Origin of the sequence: Streptacidiphilus sp. EB129, from assembly GCF_041262645.1 — a bacterium.
Lineage (GTDB): Bacteria > Actinomycetota > Actinomycetes > Streptomycetales > Streptomycetaceae > Streptacidiphilus.
The window spans coordinates 143,491-168,105 of the sequence record NZ_JBGCCS010000004.1 but is presented as its reverse complement, the minus strand read 5'-3'; the positions used below and the strand labels follow the sequence as shown (position 1 = coordinate 168,105).

The following is a 24,615-nucleotide window of genomic DNA, read 5'->3' as shown; positions in this document are numbered from 1 at the left end:
GAGGATCACCCCCCATGTTCGACAGCGTGCTGGTCGCCAACCGCGGCGAGATCGCGGTTCGCGTCATCCGTACCCTGCGGCGGTTGGGCGTGCGCTCGGTGGCGGTGCACAGCGGCGCGGACGCCGAGGCACCGCATGTCCGGGCCGCCGACACCGCCGTACTGATCGGCCCGCCGCACAGCGCCTCCGCCGCCGAGAGCTACCTGAACATCGAGCGCATCGTCGACGCCGCGCTGCGCAGCGGTGCCCAGGCGGTGCACCCCGGCTACGGCTTCCTGGCCGAGAACGCCGCCTTCGCCCGGGCCTGCGCCGACGCCGGACTCGCCTTCGTGGGTCCGCTGCCCGACACCATCGAGCTGATGGGCGACAAGATCCACGCCAAGGCGGCGGTCCAGGCCGCGGGCGTGCCGGTGGTTCCCGGCAGTGAGGGCGACTCCCTCACCGATGACCAACTCCTCTCGTATGCACTGGAGATCGGACTCCCGGTCCTGCTCAAGCCGTCCGCCGGCGGCGGCGGCAAGGGCATGCGGCTGGTCCGGGACGAGGCGAAGCTCCCCGAGGAGATCGCCGCGGCCCGCCGCGAGGCCCGCGCCTCCTTCGGAGACGACACCCTGCTGCTGGAGCGGTGGATCGACCGCCCACGCCATATCGAGTTCCAGCTCCTGGCCGACGCCCATGGCAACGTGGTCCACCTCGGCGAGCGGGAGTGCAGCCTGCAGCGGCGCCACCAGAAGCTGATCGAGGAGGCCCCCTCCGTCCTGCTCACCCCGCAGACCCGCGAGTCGATGGGTGCGGCCGCCGTGCGCGCCGCCCTGGCCTGCGGCTACCAGGGCGCCGGCACGGTCGAGTTCATCGTTCCCGGTGACGACCCCTCCTCCTATTTCTTCATGGAGATGAACACCCGGCTCCAGGTGGAGCACCCGGTGACCGAGCTCGCGATCAGCGCCGACGGCGCCCGACTCGACCTGGTGGAGCAACAGCTCCGGGTCGCCGCGGGCGAGCGGCTGGGATTCGGCCAGGACGCCGTGGCCGTTACCGGCCATGCCATCGAGGCCCGGATCTGCGCCGAGGATCCGGCGCGCGGCTTCCTTCCCACCGGGGGCCGGGTGCTGCTGCTCCAGGAACCCGGCGGTGAGGGTGTGCGGGTCGACTCCGGCCTCGCCCCCGGTGTCCTGGTCGGCAGCAGCTACGACCCGATGCTGTCCAAAATCATTGCCTGTGGTCCCGATCGGCCCACGGCTCTGCGGAGGCTGCGCGCCGCCCTCGCCGAGACCAGGATCCTCGGAGTCACCACGAATACCGGCTATCTGCGCCGTCTGCTCACGCATCCCGACGTCGTCGCGGGTCGCCTCGACACCGGCCTGGTCGAGCGCCACCCGGAACTGACGGTAGCGCGAGCCACCGACAACGCCACTGACAGTCCCGCTCTCACTGACGAGGTGCTGATCGCCGCGGCCCTGGCCCGGCAGTCGGCGCTCACCCCGCCGGCCGCCGACGGCGGCTGGAGCGATCCCTTCTCCCTCCCCTCCGCCTGGCGACTGGGCGGGGAACCCGCCTGGACACTCCACCGGCTGCGCCTCCCGGGCGGCGAGCCGGTCGAGGTCAGGGTCCGCCCCACCTCGTCCCGCACCGTAGTCGATCCCACTGACATGCCCGCCGAGTTCCAGGTCCGGCTCGGGGACGAGGATCCCGTCACCGCACGCATCGGCCACGATCCCGCCGACCCGCACACGCTGACGCTCGCTCTCGACGGGACCACCCGCACCTTTGCACACACCACTGACAACCGCCCCGGTGCGGCCCCTGACCTGGCCGTTCACTGGCTCGCCAGGGACGGCGACAGCTGGGCCGTGCACCCCTACGACCCGGTCGCGGAGCTGTCCTCGGGGACCGGCGGCTCCGGCGCCGCCGCGCTGACCGCGCCGATGCCCGGGACGGTCACCGTCGTGAAGACCACTCTCGGCGAGCAGGTGACCAAGGGCCAGCCGCTGCTGATCCTTGAGGCGATGAAGATGGAACACGTCATCACCGCCCCCTACGACGGAATCGTCGAGCAACTGCGGGTGACGGCCGGCGGCACCGTGGCCATGGACGAGGTACTGGCCGTGGTCACCCCCGCCGACACCACGGAGGCCGACACCACGGAGACCGGTGCCGCGGCGGAGGAGGAGAAGCGATGACCAGCACACCCGAGCCCACCGTCACCGAGCTGGGCCTGCCCGACCGGGTCCCGCTGGCGGGGCTGCCCCGGTCCGTGCGGATCCACGAGGTCGGCCCCCGGGACGGCCTGCAGAACGAGCAGACCGCACTGCCGGTGGAGGTGAAGGCCGAGTTCATCACCCGGCTCGCCGCAGCCGGGTTGCGCACCATCGAGTCGGCCAGCTTCGTGCACCCCAAGTGGGTCCCCCAACTCGCCGACGCCGAGCAGCTGTTCCCGCTGGTCGCCGGGCTGCGCGAGCAGTACCCGGGGCTGCGGCTGCCGGTGCTGGTGCCCAACGAACGGGGTCTGGACCGGGCGCTGGCGCACCACGCCACCGAGGTCGCGGTGTTCGCGAGCGCGACCGAGACCTTCGCCCGGCGGAACCTGAACCGGACCGTGGCCGAGTCCCTGGAGATGTTCGAGCCGGTGGTGCACCGCGCACTCTCGGCCGGGGCGCAGGTCCGCGGCTACCTCTCGATGTGTTTCGGCGACCCCTGGGAGGGGCCGGTGCCGGTGTCGAAGGTGGTCGAGGTGGGCAGGGCGCTGCTGGACCTGGGCTGCACCGAACTCAGCCTCGGCGACACCATCGGCACCGGGACACCCGGCCAGGTCGCCGCGCTGCTCACGGCGTTCGGTGCGGCCGGGGTCGGCCCGGAGCGGCTGGCCGTGCACTTCCACGACACCTACGGGCAGGCGCTGGCGAACACGCTGACCGCGCTGCAGTGCGGTGTGACCGTCGTGGACGCCTCCGCCGGCGGCCTGGGCGGCTGCCCGTACGCGAAGAGCGCCACCGGCAACCTGGCCACCGAGGACCTGGTCTGGATGCTGCAGGGCCTGGGCATCGAGACCGGCGTCGACCTGGAGGCGCTCAGCGCCACCAGCGCCTGGCTGGCGGGCCGTCTGGGCCGTCCCAGCCCTTCCCGGGCCGTGCGGGCGCTCCGCGCCTGACCCACCGCGCCCGGCCCGCGGCCCGGGTCGGTGCGCGCCCCGCCCGATGTACGGCGGCGCGCACCGTCCCCCGGGGCCGGGCTCCGCGTCGGCCCAGCCGAACGCTGCGGCCGACGCCGGCTCAGTTCTCCCGGCACCACCGGGCAGCACCCGAGCGAGCAGTTCCCCCTCACCCTCACAGGAGACCACGATGCTCGACCACCGGCTCGAACCCGAGCACGAGGAACTCCGGCGCACTGTTGCCGAGTTCGCCCACGACGTGATCGCCCCCAAGATCGGCGAGTACTACGAGCACAACGAGTTCCCGTACGAGATCGTCCGCGAGATGGGGCGGATGGGGCTGTTCGGCCTGCCGTTCCCCGAGGAGTACGGCGGGATGGGCGGCGACTACCTGGCCCTCGGCCTGGTGCTGGAGGAACTGGCACGGGTCGACTCCTCGGTGGCGATCACCCTGGAGGCGGCGGTCTCGCTCGGCGCCATGCCGATCTACCGCTTCGGCACCGAGGAGCAGAAGCGCACCTGGCTGCCCCGGCTCTGCTCCGGCGAGATGCTCGGCGCCTTCGGGCTGACCGAGCCCGAAGGGGGCTCCGACGCCGGTGCGACCCGCACCACCGCCCGCTACGACGCGGACACCGACGAGTGGGTCATCAACGGTTCGAAGTGCTTCATCACCAACGCGGGCACCGACATCACCGGCCTGGTCACCGTCGCCGCACTCACTCGTTCGAGCGAAACGGACGAGCAGAGCTCGCCACAGCGCACGATTTCCACCATCATCGTGCCCACCGGGACCCCGGGGTTCTCGGCGTCGAAGAAGTATTCCAAAGTCGGCTGGAACGCCTCGGACACCCGGGAGCTGTCCTTCTCCGACTGCCGCGTCCCGGCTGCCAACCTCCTGGGCGAGGCCGGCCGTGGCTACGCCCAGTTCCTGCAGATCCTCGACGAGGGCCGTATCGCGATCGCCGCCCTGGCCACCGGCCTGGCCCAGGGGTGCGTCGACGAGTCATTGACCTATGCCGCCCAGCGCCATGCCTTCGGCAGGCCGATCGGGGCGAATCAGTCCATCCAGTTCAAGATCGCAGACATGGAGATGCGCACCCACACCTCCCGGCTGGCCTGGCACCACGCGGCCTCCCGGCTGCTGCGTGGCGAGCGGTTCAAGAAGGAGGCGGCGATCGCCAAGCTGTACTCCTCGGAAGCGGCCGTGTCCAACGCCCGCGAGGCGACCCAGATCCACGGTGGCTACGGCTTCATGAACGAATACCCGGTCGCGCGCTTCTGGCGCGACAGCAAGATCCTGGAGATCGGCGAGGGCACCTCGGAGGTGCAGCGCATGCTCATCGCGCGGGAGCTGGGCATGACCTCCTCGTGACCCCCGCGAGAGCTGCCCGAACCACTCAACCAACTCGAAGCAGCCGTTGACCCGCGTCGGTCGGCCGCCGCCCGGCGTCCGACCGCGCGATCAGGGAATGACGACCACCGGTCGGTTGGCCCGCCGGGCCAGCCGACCGGCCACCGAGCCGAACAGTCGGCCGAGGAAACCATGGGTGCCGCCCACGACGATGGCGTCGGCCGCGTACTCGCGGGCGACCTCCTCCAACTCGTGGCAGATGTCCCCGCCCCGCTCCACCAGCACCCAGGGCACGTCGCCCAGGAAGTCCGCACAGGCCAGTTCCAGGCCCAGCACCTCGGTGCGGTGGTCCGGGACGTCGACGAAGACGGGCGGCTCGCAGCCGGCCCACACGGTCGCCGGCAGCCGGTTGGCCACATGCACGATCACCAGACCGGCCCGCGAGCGCCGGGCCATCCCGACGGCGTAGGCGAGCGCACGCTCGCTGGAGACCGAGCCGTCGAATCCGACGACGACACCATGGAGGAAAGCAGGGTCGCAGGGACGCACATGCTGCGACTGCAGTTCAAAACCGGGCATGGGTGGAGGGGATCCCGTCGGGGACGCGGACTCGGACGTGGGGTGCGGCTTCGGCGTCTTCGGCTTGGGCCTGGGCAACCAGGACTGCTGCTGCGACGGCTGCTCTGCGGAGCGGGCCGCCGGCTTGCCTTCAGTCGGCTCAGGGAGCTCGTAACCGGCCATGACTATGGTCGTTTCGGCGAGGTGGGATACAGACGAGGGGTACCGGGTTGTGGAGCGACGCACATGGCCACGACCCAGGGCTGCGAAACCAGGGACACCATCACTGCGCACCGATCCAGAACAAAGTAGGCCGAGTGCTGGCTTGTGTGACCTCTTCCCTCCAGGGTACGGCGACAATCTGTCCGCGCCCAGACACAATGCGTTCGGAACCCGCGATTACCGCTAACGGCGGGCGCGTACGCCGGAGCATGCGCGCGGCCAGCGTGCTCCCGCGCGTCCGCGCTTTGCTCTGGGCGTGCATGGAGCATGCCTGAGGAGCCGTACTTGTGCAACGGTGTCGGCGCAGCCAACTCCCCGTGCGATTCGCCCTGCACGGGCGCCGGCACCGTCATGCGGGCGCACACGGGGTCTGGACGGTGCCGGGACGGGGTAGGGGACCGGAACCGGACGGGCGGACGGCCGCGCCGCCCGGGTATCGCTTTTCGGTCAGAACCGGTCGCATGCCTCGTGCATATGCCAGAGGGCTGAAACGATGCCGCCCATGCCGCCCTTACTGCTGTTCGATCTCGACAACACCCTGGTCGACCGAGACCAGGCATTCCGCGAGTGGGCCGCACGCTTCCTCGCCGAGCGCTCCCTCCCCGCCCAGGACCTCGCCTGGTTCGTCGTCCTGGACTGTGGCGGCTACCACGACCGGCGCAGCCTGTTCCGGGCCGCGGTCGACCGCTACGGCCTGGACGAGCCGCTCCCGGCGCTCCTCGCGGAGTACCGGGACACCGTCACCGCACTGATCCGCTGTCCGAGCGCCCACCTCGACGCACTACGGACCGCCAGAGCCGCGGGGTGGACGCTGGGCATCGTCACCAACGGCGCGACCGCGCACCAGGAGACCAAGATCAAGTGCACCGGCCTCGCCGACCTGGTCGACGGCTGGGTGGTCTCCGAGGAGGCCGACTGCGTCAAGCCCGACCCGCGGATCTTCCGGATCGCCGCCGAGCGCTGTGGCGTCCGCACCGGCACCGGCACCGGCACCGGCACCGGATGGAACGAGGACACCTGGATGATCGGCGACCACGCACCGGCGGACATCGCGGGGGCCCAGGTCGCCGACATCCGCAGCGTCTGGCTGGCCCATGGCAGACCCTGGCCCGAAACCGGCTACTCACCCACCCTGATCGCCGCCACCCTGCCCGACGCCGTCAGCCAGGTCCTCGGCACCGGCCCGGCCCCCTCCGCACCACCCCGCACCACCGGCGCCGCGGCCCGCCCGGGGCTCCGCTACCGGGGCGCCGAACTGGTCGGCTGCGCCGACACCGGGCGGGCCGCCCCCGGATAGCGCCACCACAGTGCCGTGCCCTGCTCGACGAATCCCGCCTTCAGGTACAGCGGCTCGCCGAGGAGCGTCGCGGTCAGTGTCGCGGAACGGTCCGGGTGCTCCCGCAGCACCGCGTCCAGCAGTGCCCTGGCCACCCCTCGCGACCGCTGCTCCGGCAGCACCGACACCCAGTAGAGGCCCACGGAGGCACCGTCGTCCACGGACACGCAGGCCCCCGCCGCCATGCCCTGACGCCGCACCAGCCAGTTGCGGCGCCCGGGGATGTCCGCCCACGCCGCCGGGAACATCTGCCCACGGCTCCAGGGCAGCCTTCCGGGCATGGGGAAGCCCTCCACCACCACCCGCTCCACGTCCGCGAGTTCATCCTCTGCCAGGGCCTCCGAGACCACCAGCTCGGCGCCCCCGGCCCGACCCGGGGCGGCACCCGTGCCAAAGCTGTCGGGTACCGGTCCGGCCGGGCGCACCATCACCGGCATCGGCAGCGCCGGCTCGCAGCCGTACCCGGAGAAGTCGAGCAGCCGGTAGGGGTCCTCCAGGCACAACTGCCGGGTGTCCCAGTCACGGAAGACCCCGAGCAGTTCCCCGGTCAGCCCCGCCACACCGCCGACCGCCTCGTCGGGTCGTCGGGTGAGCACCACCCGATGGCTGTCGGCGGCGTCCCGGTCGCAGCGCACCGCGGTGTAACCGGGACCGACCCTGACCTCCCAACCCTCCGCCAGAGCCATTCCCAGCCAGTGCGCCACCGCGTTGTCGTTGGCCAGTTCAAGGAGTCCCCGTGCGTCCATTCGCCGAGCCTACGCCGCCTTCCCGCCTCGATGCGCCCTGCATGCGCCCCCTGCGCCTCCCCATACCCTCCCTGCGCCCTACGTGCTTCCGGGGGCTGCTTTTCGGTCAACTTCAGGACATCCCGGCGTCATTGAACATATCTGCAGATCAACGGGTCATGGCGGGCTACGGTAACGCCCGTCCAGGGCTGACGACCGTGCGACAACTGGCCAGCCCTTGACACGCCCCCTTCCCCGACAGCTCATCGGATGACACGCTCAGTGATCGAATGCTTCACGCCAAATTGCCTTGTCGACATAGCGTCGGATGGTGAACTTGTCGCACCAACATCCCAGGACCCAGTAGATTCGATCTTGGCGAAGGCGGGGGCCGCAGTGCAGCACAGGACCGGACATTCATGACGCCACAGTCGTGGACCGTGCGGTCGGCGCACCCGGAGGTCGACCGGGGGCTCCGATCACAGCAACGGCCACGTCGGCGGCAGACACGATCGAGGGGGGCCGGAGCGCCTTGAGCAGGGTCAGCAGGAACGCCGCAGCAGCGGACGGTGCGGCGTCCTCCACGTCCTCCAGCGCCACCGTCCGCGGCGCGGCGGTGCCCAGGGGCGAGGGCGCGCCGGGCGAAGCCCTGGTCTCCTCGTCAGCGGCTCGCAAGCTCTCCCGGCGCCGCCGCCCGGAGATCGTGGCCGTGCTGCTCTTCAGCGGCGGGCCCATCTTCGAGAGCTCCATCCCCATCTCGGTCTTCGGCGTGGACCGGCAGGACGCCGGCGTCCCGAGGTACCGGCTGCTGGTCTGCGCCGGCGAGGACGGCCCGCTGGCCACCACCGGCGGACTGACCATGACCGCCCCACACGGCCTTGAGTCCCTCGCCCGGGCCGGCACCGTGGTCGTCCCGGCTTGGCGCTCCGCAGCCCAACTTCCGCCCCCCGAAGCACTGGAGGCGCTGCGCAAGGCCCACCGCGAGGGGGCCAGGATCATCGGCCTGTGCACCGGCGCGTTCGTCCTCGCCGCAGCCGGGCTGCTGGACGGGCGGCCGGCCACCACCCACTGGATGTACGCGCCGACGCTCGCCAAGCGCTACCCGCAGGTCCAGGTGGACCCGCGGGAGCTGTTCATCGACGACGGCGACGTGCTGACCAGCGCGGGCACCGCCGCCGGGATCGACCTCTGCCTGCACGTGGTCCGCACCGACCACGGGGCCGAGGCCGCCGCCGCCCTGGCCCGGCGACTCGTCGTCCCGGCCCGCCGTCCCGGTGGGCAGGCCCAGTACATCGACAGGTCTTTACCCGAGGAAATCGGCAACGACCCGCTCGCCGAGGTCGTGACCTGGGCCCTGGACAACCTCTCCAAGCAGTTCGACGTGGAGGCCCTGGCCGCCCGCGCCTACATGAGCCGCCGCACCTTCGACCGCCGGTTCCGCTCGCTCACCGGCAGTGCGCCGCTGCAGTGGCTGATCTCGCAGCGGGTGCTGCAGGCACAGCGACTACTGGAGACCACCGAGGCATCGGTGGACGAGGTGGCACGGCGCTGCGGCTTCCGGTCACCGGTCGCACTGCGCGGTCACTTCCGACGCCAGCTCGGGGTGTCGCCGGCCGTCTACCGGAGCACCTTCCGGGCCCGCCGCCCAGTCGGTGCGGCCGCCGCGGGGGCAGCCCTGGGCGAGGACGGTTTCGGCATCCCGGCAGCCCCGTCGCTCCCCTCGGTCCCGTCCCAGGGCCCGCCACCGCCCTCCGGCGTCATCCCGGCGCAACCGGGCAACGTCGGGACCGGCAGCGGGACCGGCGGTGACGCCAGGACCGAGGCGGTACGGCTGCCCCAGCCGAACGGGCGCGGCCGGCACGGCGGACAGGGCGGCCACGGCGGCCAGCCGGACTCCGCCGACCACGCCGCCGCGGAGGACGGTCGAACCGCCGACACCCGGGGCAGGAGCCGGGAGCGGCACGGCAGCGCCGGACCCGCGATCCCCGAAGCCCTGCCCGCTCGCGGCGCCCACCCCGACCCGTCCTGGGCCGCGGTGTCCCGGCGCGCCTCGACGGAGTAGCCGGGACGGGGCGGGCGCGGTGACGCGCCCGCCCGAAGCCCGGCACGCTCCGGCCGCCCGCTCCGGCAGCCCCGCACCACCCGCTCGCTCCGTCCGCTCGCTCGGAGCACGGCTGCCGCTGGTTGGAGCACAGCCGCCACCGGACCGGGCCGACGCCCGATGTGCCCGTAGCACCGCTTTCGGCGGTGGTGCGGGCACATACTGCTGCCCCGCCACGCGACCGCCTGGCCTCGCCTGGTTTGACTCTGACGTAATCCGACAGATGATCGTCCCTGCGGGGCACTCCGGTCCCGGCACCACCACGCGCCCACACCCCACTCCCACACCAGGACGGTGAACCACGTGAACGATCGCATGGTCTGGATCGACTGCGAGATGACAGGCCTCAGCCTGGAGACGGACGCCCTCATCGAGGTCGCCGCTCTGGTCACCGACTCCGAGCTGAACATCCTCGGCGACGGCGTCGACCTGGTGGTGCGCCCGCCGGCCTCGTCGCTCACGACCATGCCCGACGTGGTTCGGGAGATGCACACCTCCTCCGGCCTGCTGGACGAGCTCGCCGACGGCCTCACCCTGGCCGAGGCGGAGGCGCAGGTGCTGGCCTACGTCCGCGAGCATGTGCCGGAGGCCGGCAAGGCCCCCCTGTGCGGGAACTCGGTCGCCACCGACCGCGGCTTCCTGGCCCGCGACATGCCGGCCCTGGAGAGTCACCTGCACTACCGGATCGTGGACGTCTCCTCGATCAAGGAACTGGCCCGCCGCTGGTATCCGCGCGCCTACTACAACAGCCCGAAGAAGCAGGGGAACCACCGCGCCCTGGCCGACATCCGGGAGAGCATCTCCGAACTCCGCTACTACCGCGAGACCGTGTTCGTGCCGCAGCCGGGCCCGGACGGCGACACCGCCCGGGCCATCGCCGAGCGGCACCAGCAGCCCCCGGCCTGACCTGCCCGGACGCGTCGACGGCGAGCACGAATCCGATCCGGTAACCCGGTCGTGAGCACCCATCCAGATCCTGTAGAGTTATCTCCGTCAGCGCGACAGCGCAGGACAGATGGTGGGTGTAGCTCAGCTGGTAGAGCACTGGGTTGTGATCCCAGGTGTCGCGGGTTCAAGCCCCGTCACTCACCCCATCAGTAGGGCCCCTGATCTTCAACAAGGTCAGGGGCCCTACGTCGTTCCCGGTTTGGGTCGGACCGGACGCGGCTCCGGTCCGCGCACGGCCGCGGGTCGGTTCTCGCCACGCCGATCCGGTCAGTTCTCGCCGAGCTCGGGCAGGTCCAGGTCCGGAAGGTCGACCTTCGGCACCTCCGTCTCAGGCACGTCCGGCGGCGGGGGTACGTCGGGCAGCGGTGGTACGTCGGGCAGGGGCACCTCCGGGTCCGCCAGCCTGTCGAGCGCCTCCAGCTCCGCGGGCGCGTCGGCCCCGGCCGCCGCCAGAGCCCTGGCTTCCGCCGCCAGCCCCTCGACCGCCCTCTCCTCGGCAGCGCGGGCTTCGACCGCCTGGCTCTCGACGGCCGCCGTCAGCGCCGACGCGGCCGCCGCCGCAGCGGCCGCGGACACCAGCGGCGGTGACTTCGCATGGTCCGGCGTGGCCCCGTCCAGGAAGCGCAGCAGCTCCACCGGGAAGGGCAGCACCAGCGTGGAGTTCTTCTCCGCCGCGACCTCCACCACCGTCTGCAGCAGTCGCAGCTGCAGGGCCGCCGGCGTGGAACTCATGATCGCGGCCGCCTCGGACAGCTTGCGCGACGCCTGGAACTCGCCGTCCGCCGTGATGATCCGGGCCCGGCGCTCCCGCTCCGCCTCCGCCTGACGGGACATCGAACGCTTCATCGACTCCGGCAGCGCCACATCCTTGATCTCCACCCGGTCGATGCGGATGCCCCAGCCCATGGCCGGACTGTCCAGCATCAGCTCCAGGCCCTGGTTCAGCGGCTCACGGTTGGCCAGCAGGTCGTCCAGCTCGCTCTTGCCGATGATGGAGCGCAGCGAGGTCTGCGCGACCTGTGACATCGCGAAGGTGTAGTTCTGGACGTTCACCGAGGCCAGCACCGGGTCCTCGACCTTGAAGTAGACCACCGCGTCGACCCGCACCGTGACGTTGTCGCGGGTGATGCCCTCCTGTGCCGGTACGGGCATGGTGATGATCTGCACATTGACCTTGCGCAGCCGGTCGGCGACCGGGATCAGCAGGGTCAGCCCCGGCTGCCGGATCGACTTGTGCACCCGGCCGAACCGGAACACCACTCCGCGTTCGAACTGCTGCACCACGCGGACTCCGGTGGCCACCCAGAGCGCGCCTGCGCCCAGCGCCCCCAGCAACACGTCCAGAAAGAGCATCGCCATCACCCCGAGTCAGGGAAAGCGACAGCCACCAGTGACCATCGTCTCCACGCTACTCGGTGGCGGGCCCAGCAGAACAGATGTGCGTGGCCGCGCCGCATCCGCGTCGCGGCGGCCCCGAGGCCAGCCTCCGACTCGGTCAGGCCGAGGCCCGGGGCACCAGTTCCGTGGGGAGGACGGCCCGGCGCCGGGGGCTGTCCGGATCGGCGATCCGCTCCAGCAGCAGCCTGGCCATGGTGCGTCCCATCTCCTCGCTGGGCTGGCGGACCGTGGTCATCGGCGGGTCGGTGTGCCGGGCGACGACGGAGTCGTCGAAGCCGACCACCGCGACGTCCTCCGGAATCCGTCGCCCCGCCTGCCGCAGCGCCCGCATCGCACCCGCCGCCATCAGGTCCGAGGCCGCGAAGACCGCGTCCAGGTCGGGGCGGGCGTCCAGCAGCCGCGCCATCGCCTGCGATCCGGACTCCTCGCTGAAGTCGCCGGTGGCGACGAGCTCGGGAACCTCGGTCAGGCCGGCCTCGGCCAGCCCCTGCCGGTAGCCCTCGAAACGGCTGCGCGCGCCCTCCATGTCCAGCGGCCCGGTGATCGTCGCGATCCTGACGCGGCCCGACCCGGCCAGATGCCGGACCGCGGCGCGGGCCCCGCCGAGGTTGTCCGGGTCGACGTAACTGAGCGTCTCGCGCTCGGAACGGCGGCCGCCGAGCACGGCCGGCATACCGGTGCGCTCCAGCAGCTCCGCGATCGGCTCCTCGGTGTGCACCGAGAGCAGCAGGACCCCGTCCACCCGGTGCCCGCTCAGATAGCCCACCAGCCGGTCCCGCTCCCGCTGGGTCCGCACCAGGATCAGCAGCAGCTGCATCTCGGTGTCGGAGAGCTCGCTCGCCACGCCCCGGATGACCTCGGCGAAGAAGGGCTCCGAGGCCAGCCGGCTCTCGGTCTCCGGGATGACCAGCGCGATGGCGTCGGTACGGCTGGTGACCAGGGTGCGGGCGGCCCGGTTGGGGACGTAGCCGAGTTCGGCGATGGCGCGCTCGACCACGGCGCGGGCCTGGTCGCTCACGCCGGGCGCGCCGTTCACCACCCGCGACACGGTTCCCCGGCCCACGCCGGCCAGCCGTGCCACAGCCTCCAGCGTGGGACGGGCAGAACCGCGTCCGGCCGACCGTTCGCCGGAGTCAACCATGGTGCGCCGCCCTTCCTAGCCCTCCGCCACGGGTCGCACCCTACGCCCTGGCCCCTGGGGCATTCCTTGACAGCCCGACAGGGAGGCACGACCATGGCGACTGAGCATATGGGAGCGCTCCCAGAGTGTTGCACCATTCTGCGGCTCCTCCCTGGCCCCCGCCATCCGCGTCGCGCCCGCTGCGGCCATCCGCACCCGCGATATCCACGCAGCGGCCCCGCGTCCGCGCCCGCCGCCACACCATCTCACCGCACCTAGTCATCGGAGCGCTCCCGTATGACCGCAGCCCACTCGTTCACCACGACCACCGCCACGACCGCCACCGGGAAACCGGCGGCGGAGCCGGCCCACCCGACGCCGGCGGTCGCGGCAGCATCGGACGGACTGCTCCGCTTCCCGTCCGGCTTCCTCTGGGGAGCCGCCACCGCCGCCTACCAGATCGAGGGGGCCGCCGCCGAGGACGGCCGCTCCCCGTCGATCTGGGACACCTACAGCCACACCCCCGGCAGGGTGCACAACGGCGACACCGGCGACACCGCCGCCGACCACTACCACCGCTACCGCGACGACGTGACGCTGATGTCCCGGCTGGGACTGACCGCGTACCGGTTCTCGGTCTCCTGGTCCCGGGTCCAGCCGACCGGACACGGACCGGCCGTGGAACGCGGCCTCGACTTCTACCGACACCTGGTGGACCAACTGCTCGACGCCGGCATCACCCCGGTCGCCACCCTCTACCACTGGGACCTGCCGCAGGAGTTGGAGAACGCCGGCGGGTGGCCGAGCCGGGACACCGCCGAACGCTTCGGGGAGTACGCGGCACTGCTCGCCGACGCCCTCGGCGACCGCGTGCGCTACTGGACCACCCTGAACGAGCCGTGGTGCTCAGCCTTCCTCGGGTACGGCTCCGGCGTGCACGCCCCGGGGCGCACCGACCCCGGGGACGCCCTCCGGGCCGCGCACCACCTCAACCTGGGCCACGGCAGGGCCGTGGCGGCGCTGCGGTCGTCGCTGCCGAACGGGCCGGCGGCGCAGCTCTCGATCACCCTGAACCTGCACGAGGTCCGCCCGCGCAGCCAGAGCCCGGCCGACCTGGACGCCGCCAGGCGGATCGACGCCGTCGGCAACCGGATCTTCCTCGGGCCGCTGCTGGACCGGGAGTACCCGCAGGACCTGCGGGCCGACGCCGCGCACCTGGTGGACTGGGAGGCACTGGTCCGCCCCGGCGACCTGACGGCGATCTCGGCGCCGATCGACGTACTGGGCGTCAACTACTACAACCCGACGCTGGTGTCCGCCGGTTCGGAGCCGGGCGGCGGCGCGGCCCGGAACGACGGGCACGGCGACAGCGAGCACTCCCCCTGGCCGGGCTCCGAGTCCGTGCTGTTCCACCAGCCGCCGGGCGAACGTACCGCGATGAACTGGAGCATCGACCCCTCCGGCCTCTCCGACCTGCTCGTCCGGCTGACCCGGGAGTACCCCCAACTGCCGCTGATGGTCACCGAGAACGGCGCCGCCTTCGACGATCACCTGGAACCCACCGGCGTCGTCCACGACCCCGCGCGGATCGCCTACGTGCACGGCCACCTGGCCGCCGTCCACAGCGCGATGGCCCAGGGGGCGGACGTCCGCGGCTACTTCCTCTGGTCACTGATGGACAACTTCGAGTGGGCCTACGGCTACGGGAAGCGCTTCGGCGCCGTCTACGTCGACTACCCGACACAACGACGAATCCCCAAGTCGAGCGCGCACTGGTACGCCGAGACGATCCGGCGCGGCGCGATCCCGCCCGTCCCGCCGCACCCCCCGCTCTCCCGGCCGGAACCCTGACCCCGCCGGGACCACGGGCGGCGTCGGCCGGAGCAGCCGGCGCCGCCCCGGACCGGGCTGGCGAGTACCGGGGCGGGGCGGCGCACACCCCGATGCACACGGAGACACGTGGATACACGCAGACGGGCCGACACACGGATGGACGGAGGCGCGCACGTCAGCGCGAGTGACCGGTGACGACGTGTAGGGACGGTCGTTGGTAGGGGTGAGCACGCCCTGCGGATGCCCGGCCGAGATCCCCAGTGCAGCGGCACCCGTCCAGCGCCTCCAGGGAGTTCACCGTGATGCCCCCACCGACCGGACGGCGACGGTCCCACGTCACCGCGACCGCCGCGGCCACCGCGACCGCCGCAGTCGCGACAGCGCTGCTGTGCGGCTGGACCGTCCCGTGCGAGGTGCGCGGCACCGCACGTCCGAGCACGCGGCCGGCCGCACAGGCCGTGCCGCCCTCACGCACGCACGCGTCTCACCACAGCACCGACGGGATGGTCCCGATCGCGCTGGGGTTGCTGCTGACCGGCATCGCCGTCTACAAGCACCGCGGCCTGCCCCGCGGCCACTGAGGCGGTTGTCGCCACGCCCTGCCGGTAAGCGCTTTCTGACACTGCATCGAGTGCCCGAACCTGCCATCGAGCTTCCATGCACTGAACGCATCACGCCCTCGTAAGTCACCCATCCGGACCATTTCCTTGTCTCAATCATTCATTTATTGAACAGAGTTGAGGCAGATCATCATCACTTCCCGAAGAATAGTCACATCACCGTAACGGCTGCGTCATCCACCCTTGTGGCCGCGGGCACCCAGCCCTACCTTCATCCCAGAACGCCGGAAGTAAGCGCTTACGGATACTCACCACCGAAACTGAGGACGCCCGATGGACGCACGTGCCGGCTCCGCCGCGACGCCGACGATCTACGATGTCGCCCGCCGCGCCGGTGTCTCCATCGCCTCCGTGTCACGTGTCCTCAACGGCCGGGACAATCCCCGCCCCGCCACCAGGGACCGGGTCCTGAAGGCGATCAGCGAGCTCGGCTTCGTGCCCGACGGCGCGGCCCGTGCCCTGAGCAGCAGGCTCAAGCAGGTCGTCGGCGTCGTCTTCCGCCGTGTCTACGGCACCGACGACGGCGGCATGTTCGAGGACGAGTCCGAGAGCCTGCTCTTCGGCGACCAGATCAACCGAGGCATCGAGATCGTGGCGCAGCGTCGCGGATACGACCTCCTCGTCAGCTCGGTCAACATCGACGAACACACCCTGCCCAACCGGATCATGACCATCGCCGGCAAGTGCGACGGCCTGATCCTGCACGACCAGGTGCTCTCCCCCGCCGGGATCGCCGGCATCGCCCGTAGCGTGCCGGTGGTCACCCTGGCCGGCGCGGGCGGCGGGACGGTCGCCAACGTTCGCGGCGACAGCGACACATCCATGCGGGAGATGGCCCGCCACCTCGTCCAGGACCACGGCTACCGGCGGCTGGCCTTCATCGCCGGCCACGCGGACAGCCCGGACACCATCGTCCGCGGCCGTTCCTTCGCCGGCGAGGTCCACGCGTTGGGTGGCGAGTGCCTGACCGGGCCCGCCTGGCAGGGCGACTACTCGGCGGGCAGCGGCGTGCAGATCATCCGGGGCCTGATCGCCCTGGGGGCGACCCTCCCCCGGGCCATCGCCTGCGCCAACGATCAGACCGCGCTGGGCGTCATCTACGCCCTCGCCGAGCACGGGCTCGACGTCCCGGGTGACGTCGCCGTCACCGGTTTCGACGACCTGCCCTTCGCCCGCCACCTCCGACCCCAGCTGACCACCGTGCGCCAGCCCATCCAGGAGATCGGCGCCAAAGCCTTCGAGGTCCTCCACAGCATGATCACTGCCGACCCGACAGTGCCCACCCCCGCAACGCCCTCACCGACGGCACCGACGGCACCGACGACCGGCGTACCGGGCGGCCCGGCCGCGGACTTCGTCCTGCCCACCAAGCTGGTCCGCCGCGAGAGCTGCGGCTGCCCGCCCGACACCCGTCCCTCCGTGTGGCGCCAGATCTCCTGAGAGGAGCCGACGTTGACCACGATCCTGCGCCGCCTCGGCTTCTACGCGCTGGCCGCGTTCGCCGCCGTGACCCTGAACTTCTTCCTGCCCCGGATGCTCCCGGGCGACGCCCTGCAGAACGTGCTGTCGAACATCAAGTCCGCCGACATCACCCCGAGCCAGCTCGCCGCGCTGACCGCCCAGTACGGCCTGGACAGCAGGCAGAGCCTGGTCTCCCAGTACCTCGGCTATCTGGGCCACCTGTTCCAGGGCGACCTGGGCACCTCCACCTCCAAGTCGGTGCCGGTGTCCCAGATCCTCGCCAGTGACCTGCCCTGGACGATCGGCCTGATCGGCGCGGCCACAGTGGTCGCGTTCCTGCTGGGCACGGCCCTGGGCATCGTCGTGGGCTGGAAGCGCAGCGGCGTCCTGGACGCGCTGCTGCCGGTCGCCACCTTCTTCCAGGCGGTGCCGTACTTCATCCTGGCCCTGCTGCTGCTGATCACCGCAGGGTTCAACTGGCACTGGTTCCCCTACTCCGGTGGCTATGAGACGGGGCGTTACGCAACCCTGACCGAGGGCTGGAACGGCCCGTTCGTCACCAGCGTGGTCGAGCACGGCACCCTGCCGGCCGCCACCGTCGCCCTGGCCTCCGTCGCGGGCTGGATCATCGGCATGCGCAACATGATGATCACCACCATGGACGAGGACTACGTCCTGGTCGCGGCGGCGAAGGGGCTGCCGCAGTGGAAGGTCGTCGGCATCGCGGCGCGCAACGCGATCCTGCCGAGCATCTCCAACTTCGCCCTGTCGATCAGCCTGGTGGTCACCGGCTCGATCGTCACCGAGATCGTCTTCTCCTACCCCGGCGTCGGCTACGCGATCTACGAGGGCGTCCTCGCGGCCGACTACCCCCTGATGCAGGGGATCCTACTGGTCGTCACCTTCACGGTGCTCGGCGCGAACCTGCTGGCAGACCTCGCCTACGTGATCCTCGACCCGCGCGCCCGCAAGGAGGCCTGACACCCATGGCTGCTCCCACCGTGGCGCCCCCACCCGAAGCCCCCCGCAGCGGTACCGGCGCCGGTGCCGGGGACACCGCCGCGACACCCGTCCCGAGGGCCCGGCGCGGGTCACGAATACCCCGCTCCCCCAAGGTGGTCGTCGGCGCGGGAATGCTGGCGCTGTTCGCCCTGCTCGCGGTGTTCGGCCCGATGATCGCGCCGCACGCCCCGGACTGGCAGGCGTCCACCACCTCCAGCGTCCCGCTGCCGCCCTCGTCGAGCCACTGGCTCGGCACCGACCAGCAGCAGCACGACATCTTCTCCCAGGTACTGGCCGGCGGCCGGGACACCCTGCTGATCGCGTTCGTGGCCGGGATCATCGCCACCTGCCTCTCGGTGCTGGTCGGGGTGACCGCCGGATACCTCGGCGGCTGGGTGGACGAGGTGCTGTCGATCCTGTCCAACATCTTCCTGGCCCTGCCCGGCCTGCTGATCCTGCTGGTGGTGATGCACCCGCTGAAGAACACCGACAACCCGCTGCTGATCGGCGCGGTCATCGCACTCACCGCCTGGGCCTGGGGAGCGCGGGTGCTGCGGGCGCAGACCATGGCGCTGCGCAACCAGGACTACGTGGAGTCGGCGCGGGTCATCGGTGAACGCAAGGCGCGGATCATCCTGGTCGAGGTGCTCCCCAACCTGCTGCCGATCCTCGCCTCCTCCTTCATCTTCACGGTGATCTACGGCATCGGCACCTATGTCTCGCTCTCCTGGCTCGGCGTGATCAACCCCAGCTCGCCCACCTGGGGCACCATGCTCAACTCCGCGCAGTCCTCGAGCGCGATCATCAACAGCTACTGGTGGTGGTACGCGCCGCCGGCGCTCTGCGTGGCCCTGGTCGGCATCGCGCTGGCGCTGCTGAACTTCGGCATCGACGAGATCATCAACCCCCGGCTGCGGTCCGCTCGTACGCATCGCAAGGGCGTCCGCTACACCCTCGGACTGACCCCGGTACTGCGCGACAGCACCGCTCTGGAAGGCTCTGCCGTGAACGACTCCGCCGTGAAGGCCGTGAAGGGCGCTGCCGCATGAGCGCCGTCAGCGCAACCGTCAAGGCCGAGCCGGTGCTGGAGGTCCGTGGGCTCTGCGTCGACTACGGGGTCGGCAGCTCTGCGGTCCGCGCCGTCACCGACGCCTCGCTCACCCTGCACCGCGGCGAGGTGCTGGGCCTGGCCGGAGAGAGCGGCTCGGGCAAGTCCACCCTGGCCTATGCGCTGACCCGGCTGCTGCGGGCCCCCGGGGTGATCAGCGGCGGCGACGTCCTGTTCCACAACCGGCCGCAGGGGTCGGCCGGGGAGCGAACCGAGACCGTCGACCTGCTCGCCGCCGATCTCGCGAAGCTGCGTCAGATCCGCTGGTCACAGCTGGCGGTGGTGTTCCAAAGCGCGATGCACGCGCTCAACCCGGTGGCCCGGATCGACGCGCAGCTCACCGACGTCCTCAAGGCTCACCGCCGGCAGATGGACGGGGCCGCCCGCCGCGAGCGCGCGGTGGAACTGCTGCGGATGGTCGGCATCAGCCCCGACCGGCTGCGCAGTTACCCGCACGAGCTGTCCGGCGGCATGCGCCAACGAGTGATGATCGCCATGGCGCTGGCCCTGGAACCCCAGGTCGTCATCATGGACGAACCGACCACCGCGCTGGACGTGGTCACCCAGCGGGAGATCCTGGAAGAGCTGATGCTGCTCCGGGAGCGTCTCGGCTTCGCCGTCGTCTTCATCACCCACGACCTGTCGCTGCTGATCGAACTCGCCGACTCCATCGCCATCATGTACGCGGGGCGGATCGTCGAACGCGCCGGCGCCGGGCAGCTGTTCCACACCCCCCGGCACCCCTACAGCCTGGGCCTGCTCCAGTCGTTCCCCGCGCTGCACGGCGAACGGGTCCGGATGGAGGGCATCCCCGGCTCCCCGCCCACACTCACCGCGCTCCCGGGCGGCTGCGCGTTCCACCCGCGCTGCCGCTACGCCATGGACCGCTGCCACAGCGAGCAGCCGGCACTGCTGTCCCCGCACGATGAGCCGATCGGCGCTCAGGACCGGGTCGCCGCCTGCTGGTTGCAGGACGGCACGCAACCCCCGCCGGAGCCGCTCGCACTCCGTCCCGGCGCCGCCCCCGACACGGACGCCGCGCTGGCCGCCATCCCAGCCGCCGCACCGGCCACGACCGAGGGGGACGAACAGTGACGCCCACCCTGCACCACGACGCGACCGCCACCGTCGTCCACGGGCCGAAGCGCCCGGGCACCCCTGCCCTGGAGGCCCGGCATCTGACCAAGCACTTCCCGGTCCACCAGCTCACCCCCACCCGCGGCGGCCGCCAGGTGGTGCACGCCGTCGAGGACATCTCGCTGGCGCTGCCCGAGGCCACGGTCACCGCCGTCGTCGGCGAGAGCGGTTCCGGGAAGTCCACCCTGGCCCGGCTGCTGACCCAGCTGATCGCCCCCACCTCCGGTCAGCTGCTGCTCGACGGCGTGCCGGTCGGCAGCAGTGCCAGGGCCCGCCGCGCCTACACCCGGCAGGTGCATCTCGTCCTGCAGGACCCGTTCTCCTCGCTCAATTCGGTGCACCGGGTCCGGCACCACCTGGAGCGGCCACTGAAGCTGCACCGCCGGCCCGGCAGCAGGGACGAACTGGACGCCAGGGTCAGGGCTCTGCTGGAGCGGGTCAGCCTCAGTCCGGCGGAGCGCTACGTCGACGCCTTCCCGCACGAACTGTCCGGCGGACAGCGACAGCGGGTGGCCATCGCCCGTGGGCTGGCCGTGGAACCCCGGGTGCTGCTCGCCGACGAGCCGGTGTCCATGCTGGACGTCTCGATCCGCCTCGGCGTGCTCAACCTGCTGGACGAACTGCGCGAGCGCGAGCGGCTCGCCATCCTGTACGTCACCCACGACATCGCGTCGGCCCGCTACCTCGCCGACACCGTCGTGGTGATGTACGCGGGGCAGGTCGTGGAGTCCGGGCCGGCCGCGACGATCACCGACGCGCCCGCGCACCCGTACACCCAGTTGCTGCTCAGCGCGGCGCCCGACCCGGCCCGGACCGAGCGGCCGGTGCTGCGCGGGCGCGGATCACCGCCCAGCCTGGTCGACCCGCCGAGCGGATGCAGGTTCCACCCGCGCTGCCCGTTCGCGATGGCGATCTGCAAGGAGCGGACTCCGCCCGCCCTCCCCGTGGCAGCGGAGCAGGTCGCCGCCTGCTGGCTGCACACCAAGGACACCGAAGACGCCAACGACGCCGAAACCGCACCCCGGCCGACCCGGCCGAGCTAGCCGGCCGCACGACAACGCACCACCCGGAGCACATGCACCATTCGCACGACCCGCACGACCCGCTTCACCGGACATCGCAGAGGAGTCGGAGATGGGAGACCCAGCCAGACCCGGTCGGCGCCGGGGCCCACCTGCTGCCCCGACGCCGTAGGGCCCACCCCGGACGAGGTGCAACTCGTCCGTGGCGATCGGCCCGACCGCCGTCACCCGTACCAGCAGCGTCAACAGATCCCGCACAGCTCCCGCAGGGAACCACCCAGCCAAGATCACAACCGCCATGACCACTCTCGCCATGGTCGCTCACCACTGGCCGACGCCGTCGGCCGGACACAAGGAGCGTACGCAATGAGTCGCACCACCACCATCACGGCGCTCGCCCTGGCCGCCGTCGTCGGCCTCGGCCTCACCGCCTGCACCAGCGCCGGAACCTCCGCGCCGGGCGGCGGCAGCTCCGGCTCCGGCGGCCCCGGCTCCGCCGCCGCGAAGACGCTCGTCGTCGAGGACAAGCCGGTCCCCACCTTCACCGAGGACTTCAACCCGCTCGACGGCAACTCCTTCGGCGCGAACGAGAACGCCAACTCGCTGATCTACGAGCCGCTGTTCATGTTCAACAGCCTGAAGTCCGACCAGGCGCCGATTCCATGGCTCGGCAAGAGCTACGCCTGGTCGAACGGCAACAAGACGCTGACCATGCAGCTGCAGCCCGGCGTCAAGTGGAGCGACGGCCAGGCGTTCAGCTCCGACGACGTGGCCTTCACCTTCGACCTGCTGCAGCGGAACCCCGCCGCCAACACCAATGGCGTCCCGGCCACCACCAGCGTCAGTACGCCCGACGCCACCACCGTGGTGATGAGCTTCGCGACTCCCCAGGCGTCGAACTTCGTGGCCATCGGCAACACCATGATCCTGCCGAAGCACCAGTGGTCCGGCATCGGCAGCCCCGCCACCGCGGTCATCCTGGCCAAGGACGCCATCGGCACCGGCCCGTACCTGGTCGACAAGTACAGCTCGCAGAACGTCACCTTCAAGGCCAACCCCGGCTACTGGGGCGGTGCTCCGAAGGTCAAGGCCATCTCCTTCCCCGCCTACGCCACCAATGACGCCGCCACGCTCGCCCTCGCCGCCGGACAGATCGACCTCACCGGCAATGACATCAGCAACGTCCAGTCCACCTTCGTGGCCAAGGACCCGGCCCACAACCACCTGTTCCAGACCGCCAAGCCCTACTTCCCGGCCGGCAACACGGTGTCACTGCTGCTCAACAACAAGAGCAGCAGTGCCCCGGCCCTCGGCGACGTCGCGGTCCGCAAGGCGATCAGCGCCGCACTCAACCGGCAGGCGATGGCCACGCAGTGCGAGACCGTCTACGAGCTGCCGGCCTCCTCGTCGGGCGGGCTGACCCTGCCGATCGACCAGGCCTCGGTCACGTCCCCGCTCAGCGGCGACCTCCAGCCGAGCGCGGACGCGGCCCAGGTCACCAGCCTGCTCACCGGCGCCGGCTACACCAAATCCGGCGGCAAGTGGACCAAGGGCGGCCAGACCATCAAGTTCAGCATCATCGACCCCAACTCCTTCGGTGACTACTGGTGCGACGCCCAGGCCATGGTGAAGGACCTCAACGCCCAGGGCTTCGACGTCAGCGCCAATGGCGCGTTCGACTACAACAGCTGGAACAGCGCCATCACCAGCGGAAAGTTCGACGCGGCACTGCACTGGGGCCAGGGCGTGACCGCGTTCCAGCGGCTGCAGTTCATCCTGGACCCGAGCACCACGGCCGCCATCGGATCGGTCGCGGCCGGCGACTTCGACCGCTACTCCAGCGCCGGGGCCACCGCGGCGGTCAGCGCGTTCGAGAACGCCGGCAGCGCGGACCAGCAGCAGTCGGCGCTGAACGACCTGCAGCAGATCATGTCCGACGACGTCCCGGCCGTCCCGGTGCTCTACGGGGCCGCCTGGTACGAGTACAGCACGGCCAACTTCACCGGCTGGCCCACCTCGGACAACCCCTACATCAACCCCTCGCCGAACAGCCAGGCCTACGAGTACCTGATCCTGCACCTGACGCCCACCTCGTGAGCGGCACCAGCCGGATCAGCTGAAGGCCCCCGGCGGCGGAACGGGTGAGGGGCCGGCTCCGCTGTCGGGCACCGGAACGGCCCCTGCCTGGAAGTCCACCAGCCGGGGGCCGTGCTCGATCCGCCCCGGGAACGGGTCGGTGGCGATCCTCCGGGTCAGTTCGTCGACCGGGAGCGGCTGTTGGGCCGCCACCAGGACCAGGTTGCCGAAGCGCCGCCCGCGCAGCACGGTCGGGTCGGCGATCAGCGCGACCTCCGCGAAGACCGCACGCAACGTCGCCACCTGCCCTCGGGCGAAGGTCAGCGCACCGCCGTCGGTGATGTTGACGGCATAGCGTCCCCCCGGGCCCAGCGCCCGCGCCGCCAGCCGGGCGAACTCCACCGAGGCGCAGTGCGCGGGGATCCGCGCACCGCTGTAGATGTCGGCGACGATCAGGTCGGCCTGGCCCTCGGGGCTGCGGCTGAGGATGTCGCGGGCGTCGCCGCCGCGCACCCGGAGCTGCCAGGTGCGGTCCACCGGCAGGGCGCGGCGGACCAGTTCGGTGAGCTGGGTGTCGATCTCGGCGACCTGCTGCCGCGAACGCGGCCGGGTCGCGGCGATGTAGCGGGCCAGAGTGAGCGCTCCGCCGCCGAGGTGAAGCGTGGTGATCGGTTTGCGAGGTACGTCGGCCAGGTCGGCGAGATGCCCCAGCCGGCGCTGGTACTCGAAGGACAGGTGGGTCGGGTCGTCCAGGTCCACGTGCGACTGCGGGGTGCCGTCGATCAGCAGCGTCCAGGCGTGCGGGCGGTCCCGGTCGGGGACGATCTCGGCGAGCCCGGAAGCGACCTGCTCGGCGGTGCGCTCGCGGCCGCCGGCCGGGGTGCCTGCACTGGTCTTCGTTTTCCGGGCCACCCCTCGATTATGCCGGTGGGTGCCGCGGAACCGCTGGTCAGGGCTGCTCCGCGCAGTCCGGGCGGGTCAGCACCCGCCCGAACCACTGGCGGCCAGGGTACGGGCCGCCTCCCCCAGAGCGGCGCGCAGCAGCTCCGGATCGGTCAGTGGGCGCTCGGGGGACGGCGGCAGCAGCCAGTGTCGGTCGTCCTCGGGTGGGGGCGCCTGGGTACAGGAGCCGCCGGGCAGGTGCCAGGCGTCGGCGGCGCCGACCGGAACCAGGAACGAGAGTGTCGAGTCCGCCGAGTCCTCGTCCTCGACCAGCACCGGGCCGCACGCCCCGCGCAGCCGCAGGATGTCCACGGTCTCCAGGCCCTGCCGTTCGGGCACGGTGACCAGGTCGCAGGACGGACCGCCACTGCCGGCCGGACCGCCGCTGCCCGCCGGGTCGCCGCTGCCCGTCGGGTCGCCGCTGATCGAACCGCCGATGGTCGAGCCGCTGTCGTACGAACCCCCGTTGAGCATGGCGCCTCCTCGGTTGCCGCTGCCGCCACTCGC

19 protein-coding genes, 1 tRNA gene and 1 pseudogene are annotated in these 24,615 nt (G+C 71.4%); 15 read left to right on the top strand and 6 right to left on the bottom strand.

The features are described 5' to 3' along the window. The first annotated feature begins 14 nt into the window (after window positions 1-14). The 3 genes from ABH925_RS07000 (at window position 15) to ABH925_RS06990 (ending at window position 4,520) form a co-directional block, all read left to right on the top strand. Complete coding sequence (locus tag ABH925_RS07000) at window positions 15-2,180, top strand: biotin carboxylase N-terminal domain-containing protein (protein WP_370146159.1); 2,166 nt, start codon at window positions 15-17, stop codon at window positions 2,178-2,180. Then, the gene (locus ABH925_RS06995) at window positions 2,177-3,148 is read left to right on the top strand and encodes a hydroxymethylglutaryl-CoA lyase (protein WP_370146158.1); all 972 of its coding nucleotides are present in this window, start codon (window positions 2,177-2,179) and stop codon (window positions 3,146-3,148) included. Before ABH925_RS07000 ends, ABH925_RS06995 begins: the two co-directional genes overlap by 4 nt. A gap of 190 nt (window positions 3,149-3,338) precedes the next feature. Beyond that, window positions 3,339-4,520: an acyl-CoA dehydrogenase family protein gene (locus tag ABH925_RS06990; RefSeq protein WP_370146157.1), complete on the top strand. Its 1,182-nt coding sequence runs from the start codon at window positions 3,339-3,341 to the stop codon at window positions 4,518-4,520. A 90-nt stretch (window positions 4,521-4,610) separates the two neighbouring features. On the opposite strand, the pseudogene ABH925_RS06985 reads toward ABH925_RS06990, so the two are convergent. Then, window positions 4,611-5,048: pseudogene (locus ABH925_RS06985) on the bottom strand (universal stress protein); the annotation flags it as partial. A 733-nt stretch (window positions 5,049-5,781) separates the two neighbouring features. On the opposite strand from ABH925_RS06985, the gene ABH925_RS06980 reads away from it, so the two are divergent. Next, the gene (locus ABH925_RS06980; RefSeq protein WP_370146156.1) at window positions 5,782-6,576 is read left to right on the top strand and encodes an HAD family hydrolase; all 795 of its coding nucleotides are present in this window, start codon (window positions 5,782-5,784) and stop codon (window positions 6,574-6,576) included. Here the strand turns inward: ABH925_RS06980 and ABH925_RS06975 are convergent. Further along, complete coding sequence (locus ABH925_RS06975) at window positions 6,519-7,361, bottom strand: GNAT family N-acetyltransferase (protein WP_370146154.1); 843 nt, start codon at window positions 7,359-7,361, stop codon at window positions 6,519-6,521. The two genes, ABH925_RS06980 and ABH925_RS06975, sit on opposite strands and share 58 nt — an antisense overlap. 628 nt (window positions 7,362-7,989) lie before the next feature. Between ABH925_RS06975 and ABH925_RS06970 the strand changes: the two genes are divergently transcribed. From ABH925_RS06970 to ABH925_RS06960, 3 genes are all read left to right on the top strand, one after another. Continuing rightward, window positions 7,990-9,402 (top strand): GlxA family transcriptional regulator, encoded by a 1,413-nt coding sequence (locus ABH925_RS06970; protein ID WP_370146371.1) that lies wholly within the window; start codon window positions 7,990-7,992, stop codon window positions 9,400-9,402. A gap of 342 nt (window positions 9,403-9,744) precedes the next feature. Beyond that, window positions 9,745-10,347: an oligoribonuclease gene (orn, locus tag ABH925_RS06965; RefSeq protein ID WP_370146153.1), complete on the top strand. Its 603-nt coding sequence runs from the start codon at window positions 9,745-9,747 to the stop codon at window positions 10,345-10,347. A 112-nt stretch (window positions 10,348-10,459) separates the two neighbouring features. Further along, window positions 10,460-10,535 (top strand) — tRNA-His (locus tag ABH925_RS06960). Between the two features lie 121 nt (window positions 10,536-10,656). On the opposite strand, the gene ABH925_RS06955 is transcribed toward ABH925_RS06960, so the two are convergent. Together ABH925_RS06955 and ABH925_RS06950 are read right to left on the bottom strand one after the other, a co-directional pair. Then, window positions 10,657-11,742: a slipin family protein gene (locus ABH925_RS06955; RefSeq protein ID WP_370146370.1), complete on the bottom strand. Its 1,086-nt coding sequence runs from the start codon at window positions 11,740-11,742 to the stop codon at window positions 10,657-10,659. 142 nt (window positions 11,743-11,884) lie between these two features. After that, window positions 11,885-12,928 carry a LacI family DNA-binding transcriptional regulator gene (locus tag ABH925_RS06950; protein ID WP_370146152.1) on the bottom strand — a complete coding sequence of 348 codons (1,044 nt, stop codon included), beginning with the start codon at window positions 12,926-12,928 and terminating at the stop codon, window positions 11,885-11,887. A gap of 276 nt (window positions 12,929-13,204) precedes the next feature. On the opposite strand from ABH925_RS06950, the gene ABH925_RS06945 reads away from it, so the two are divergent. The 8 genes from ABH925_RS06945 (at window position 13,205) to ABH925_RS06910 (ending at window position 23,187) form a co-directional block, all read left to right on the top strand. Continuing rightward, on the top strand, window positions 13,205-14,758 hold the full coding sequence (locus ABH925_RS06945) for a GH1 family beta-glucosidase (RefSeq protein ID WP_370146151.1): 1,554 nt from the start codon (window positions 13,205-13,207) through the stop codon (window positions 14,756-14,758). A 284-nt stretch (window positions 14,759-15,042) separates the two neighbouring features. Beyond that, window positions 15,043-15,321, top strand: a complete 279-nt coding sequence (locus ABH925_RS06940; protein ID WP_370146149.1) for a hypothetical protein — start codon at window positions 15,043-15,045, stop codon at window positions 15,319-15,321. Between the two features lie 312 nt (window positions 15,322-15,633). Beyond that, complete coding sequence (locus ABH925_RS06935) at window positions 15,634-16,800, top strand: LacI family DNA-binding transcriptional regulator (RefSeq protein ID WP_370146148.1); 1,167 nt, start codon at window positions 15,634-15,636, stop codon at window positions 16,798-16,800. 12 nt (window positions 16,801-16,812) lie between these two features. After that, on the top strand, window positions 16,813-17,802 hold the full coding sequence (locus ABH925_RS06930) for an ABC transporter permease (protein ID WP_370146147.1): 990 nt from the start codon (window positions 16,813-16,815) through the stop codon (window positions 17,800-17,802). A gap of 5 nt (window positions 17,803-17,807) precedes the next feature. Then, on the top strand, window positions 17,808-18,872 hold the full coding sequence (locus ABH925_RS06925; protein WP_370146146.1) for an ABC transporter permease: 1,065 nt from the start codon (window positions 17,808-17,810) through the stop codon (window positions 18,870-18,872). Further along, the gene (locus ABH925_RS06920) at window positions 18,869-20,026 is read left to right on the top strand and encodes an ABC transporter ATP-binding protein (protein ID WP_370146145.1); all 1,158 of its coding nucleotides are present in this window, start codon (window positions 18,869-18,871) and stop codon (window positions 20,024-20,026) included. The genes ABH925_RS06925 and ABH925_RS06920 overlap by 4 nt, the downstream gene beginning before the upstream one ends. A gap of 8 nt (window positions 20,027-20,034) precedes the next feature. Next, window positions 20,035-21,111 (top strand): ABC transporter ATP-binding protein, encoded by a 1,077-nt coding sequence (locus ABH925_RS06915; RefSeq protein ID WP_370146369.1) that lies wholly within the window; start codon window positions 20,035-20,037, stop codon window positions 21,109-21,111. Window positions 21,112-21,456: 345 nt separating this feature from the next. Then, window positions 21,457-23,187, top strand: a complete 1,731-nt coding sequence (locus ABH925_RS06910) for an ABC transporter substrate-binding protein (RefSeq protein ID WP_370146144.1) — start codon at window positions 21,457-21,459, stop codon at window positions 23,185-23,187. A 15-nt stretch (window positions 23,188-23,202) separates the two neighbouring features. Here the strand turns inward: ABH925_RS06910 and ABH925_RS06905 are convergent, their stop codons facing one another. After that, on the bottom strand, window positions 23,203-24,078 hold the full coding sequence (locus ABH925_RS06905) for a spermidine synthase (RefSeq protein WP_370146142.1): 876 nt from the start codon (window positions 24,076-24,078) through the stop codon (window positions 23,203-23,205). Between the two features lie 66 nt (window positions 24,079-24,144). After that, entirely contained in the window at window positions 24,145-24,582 is a 438-nt protein-coding gene (locus tag ABH925_RS06900; protein WP_370146141.1) for a hypothetical protein, read from the bottom strand. Between the last annotated feature and the right edge of the window lie 33 nt (window positions 24,583-24,615).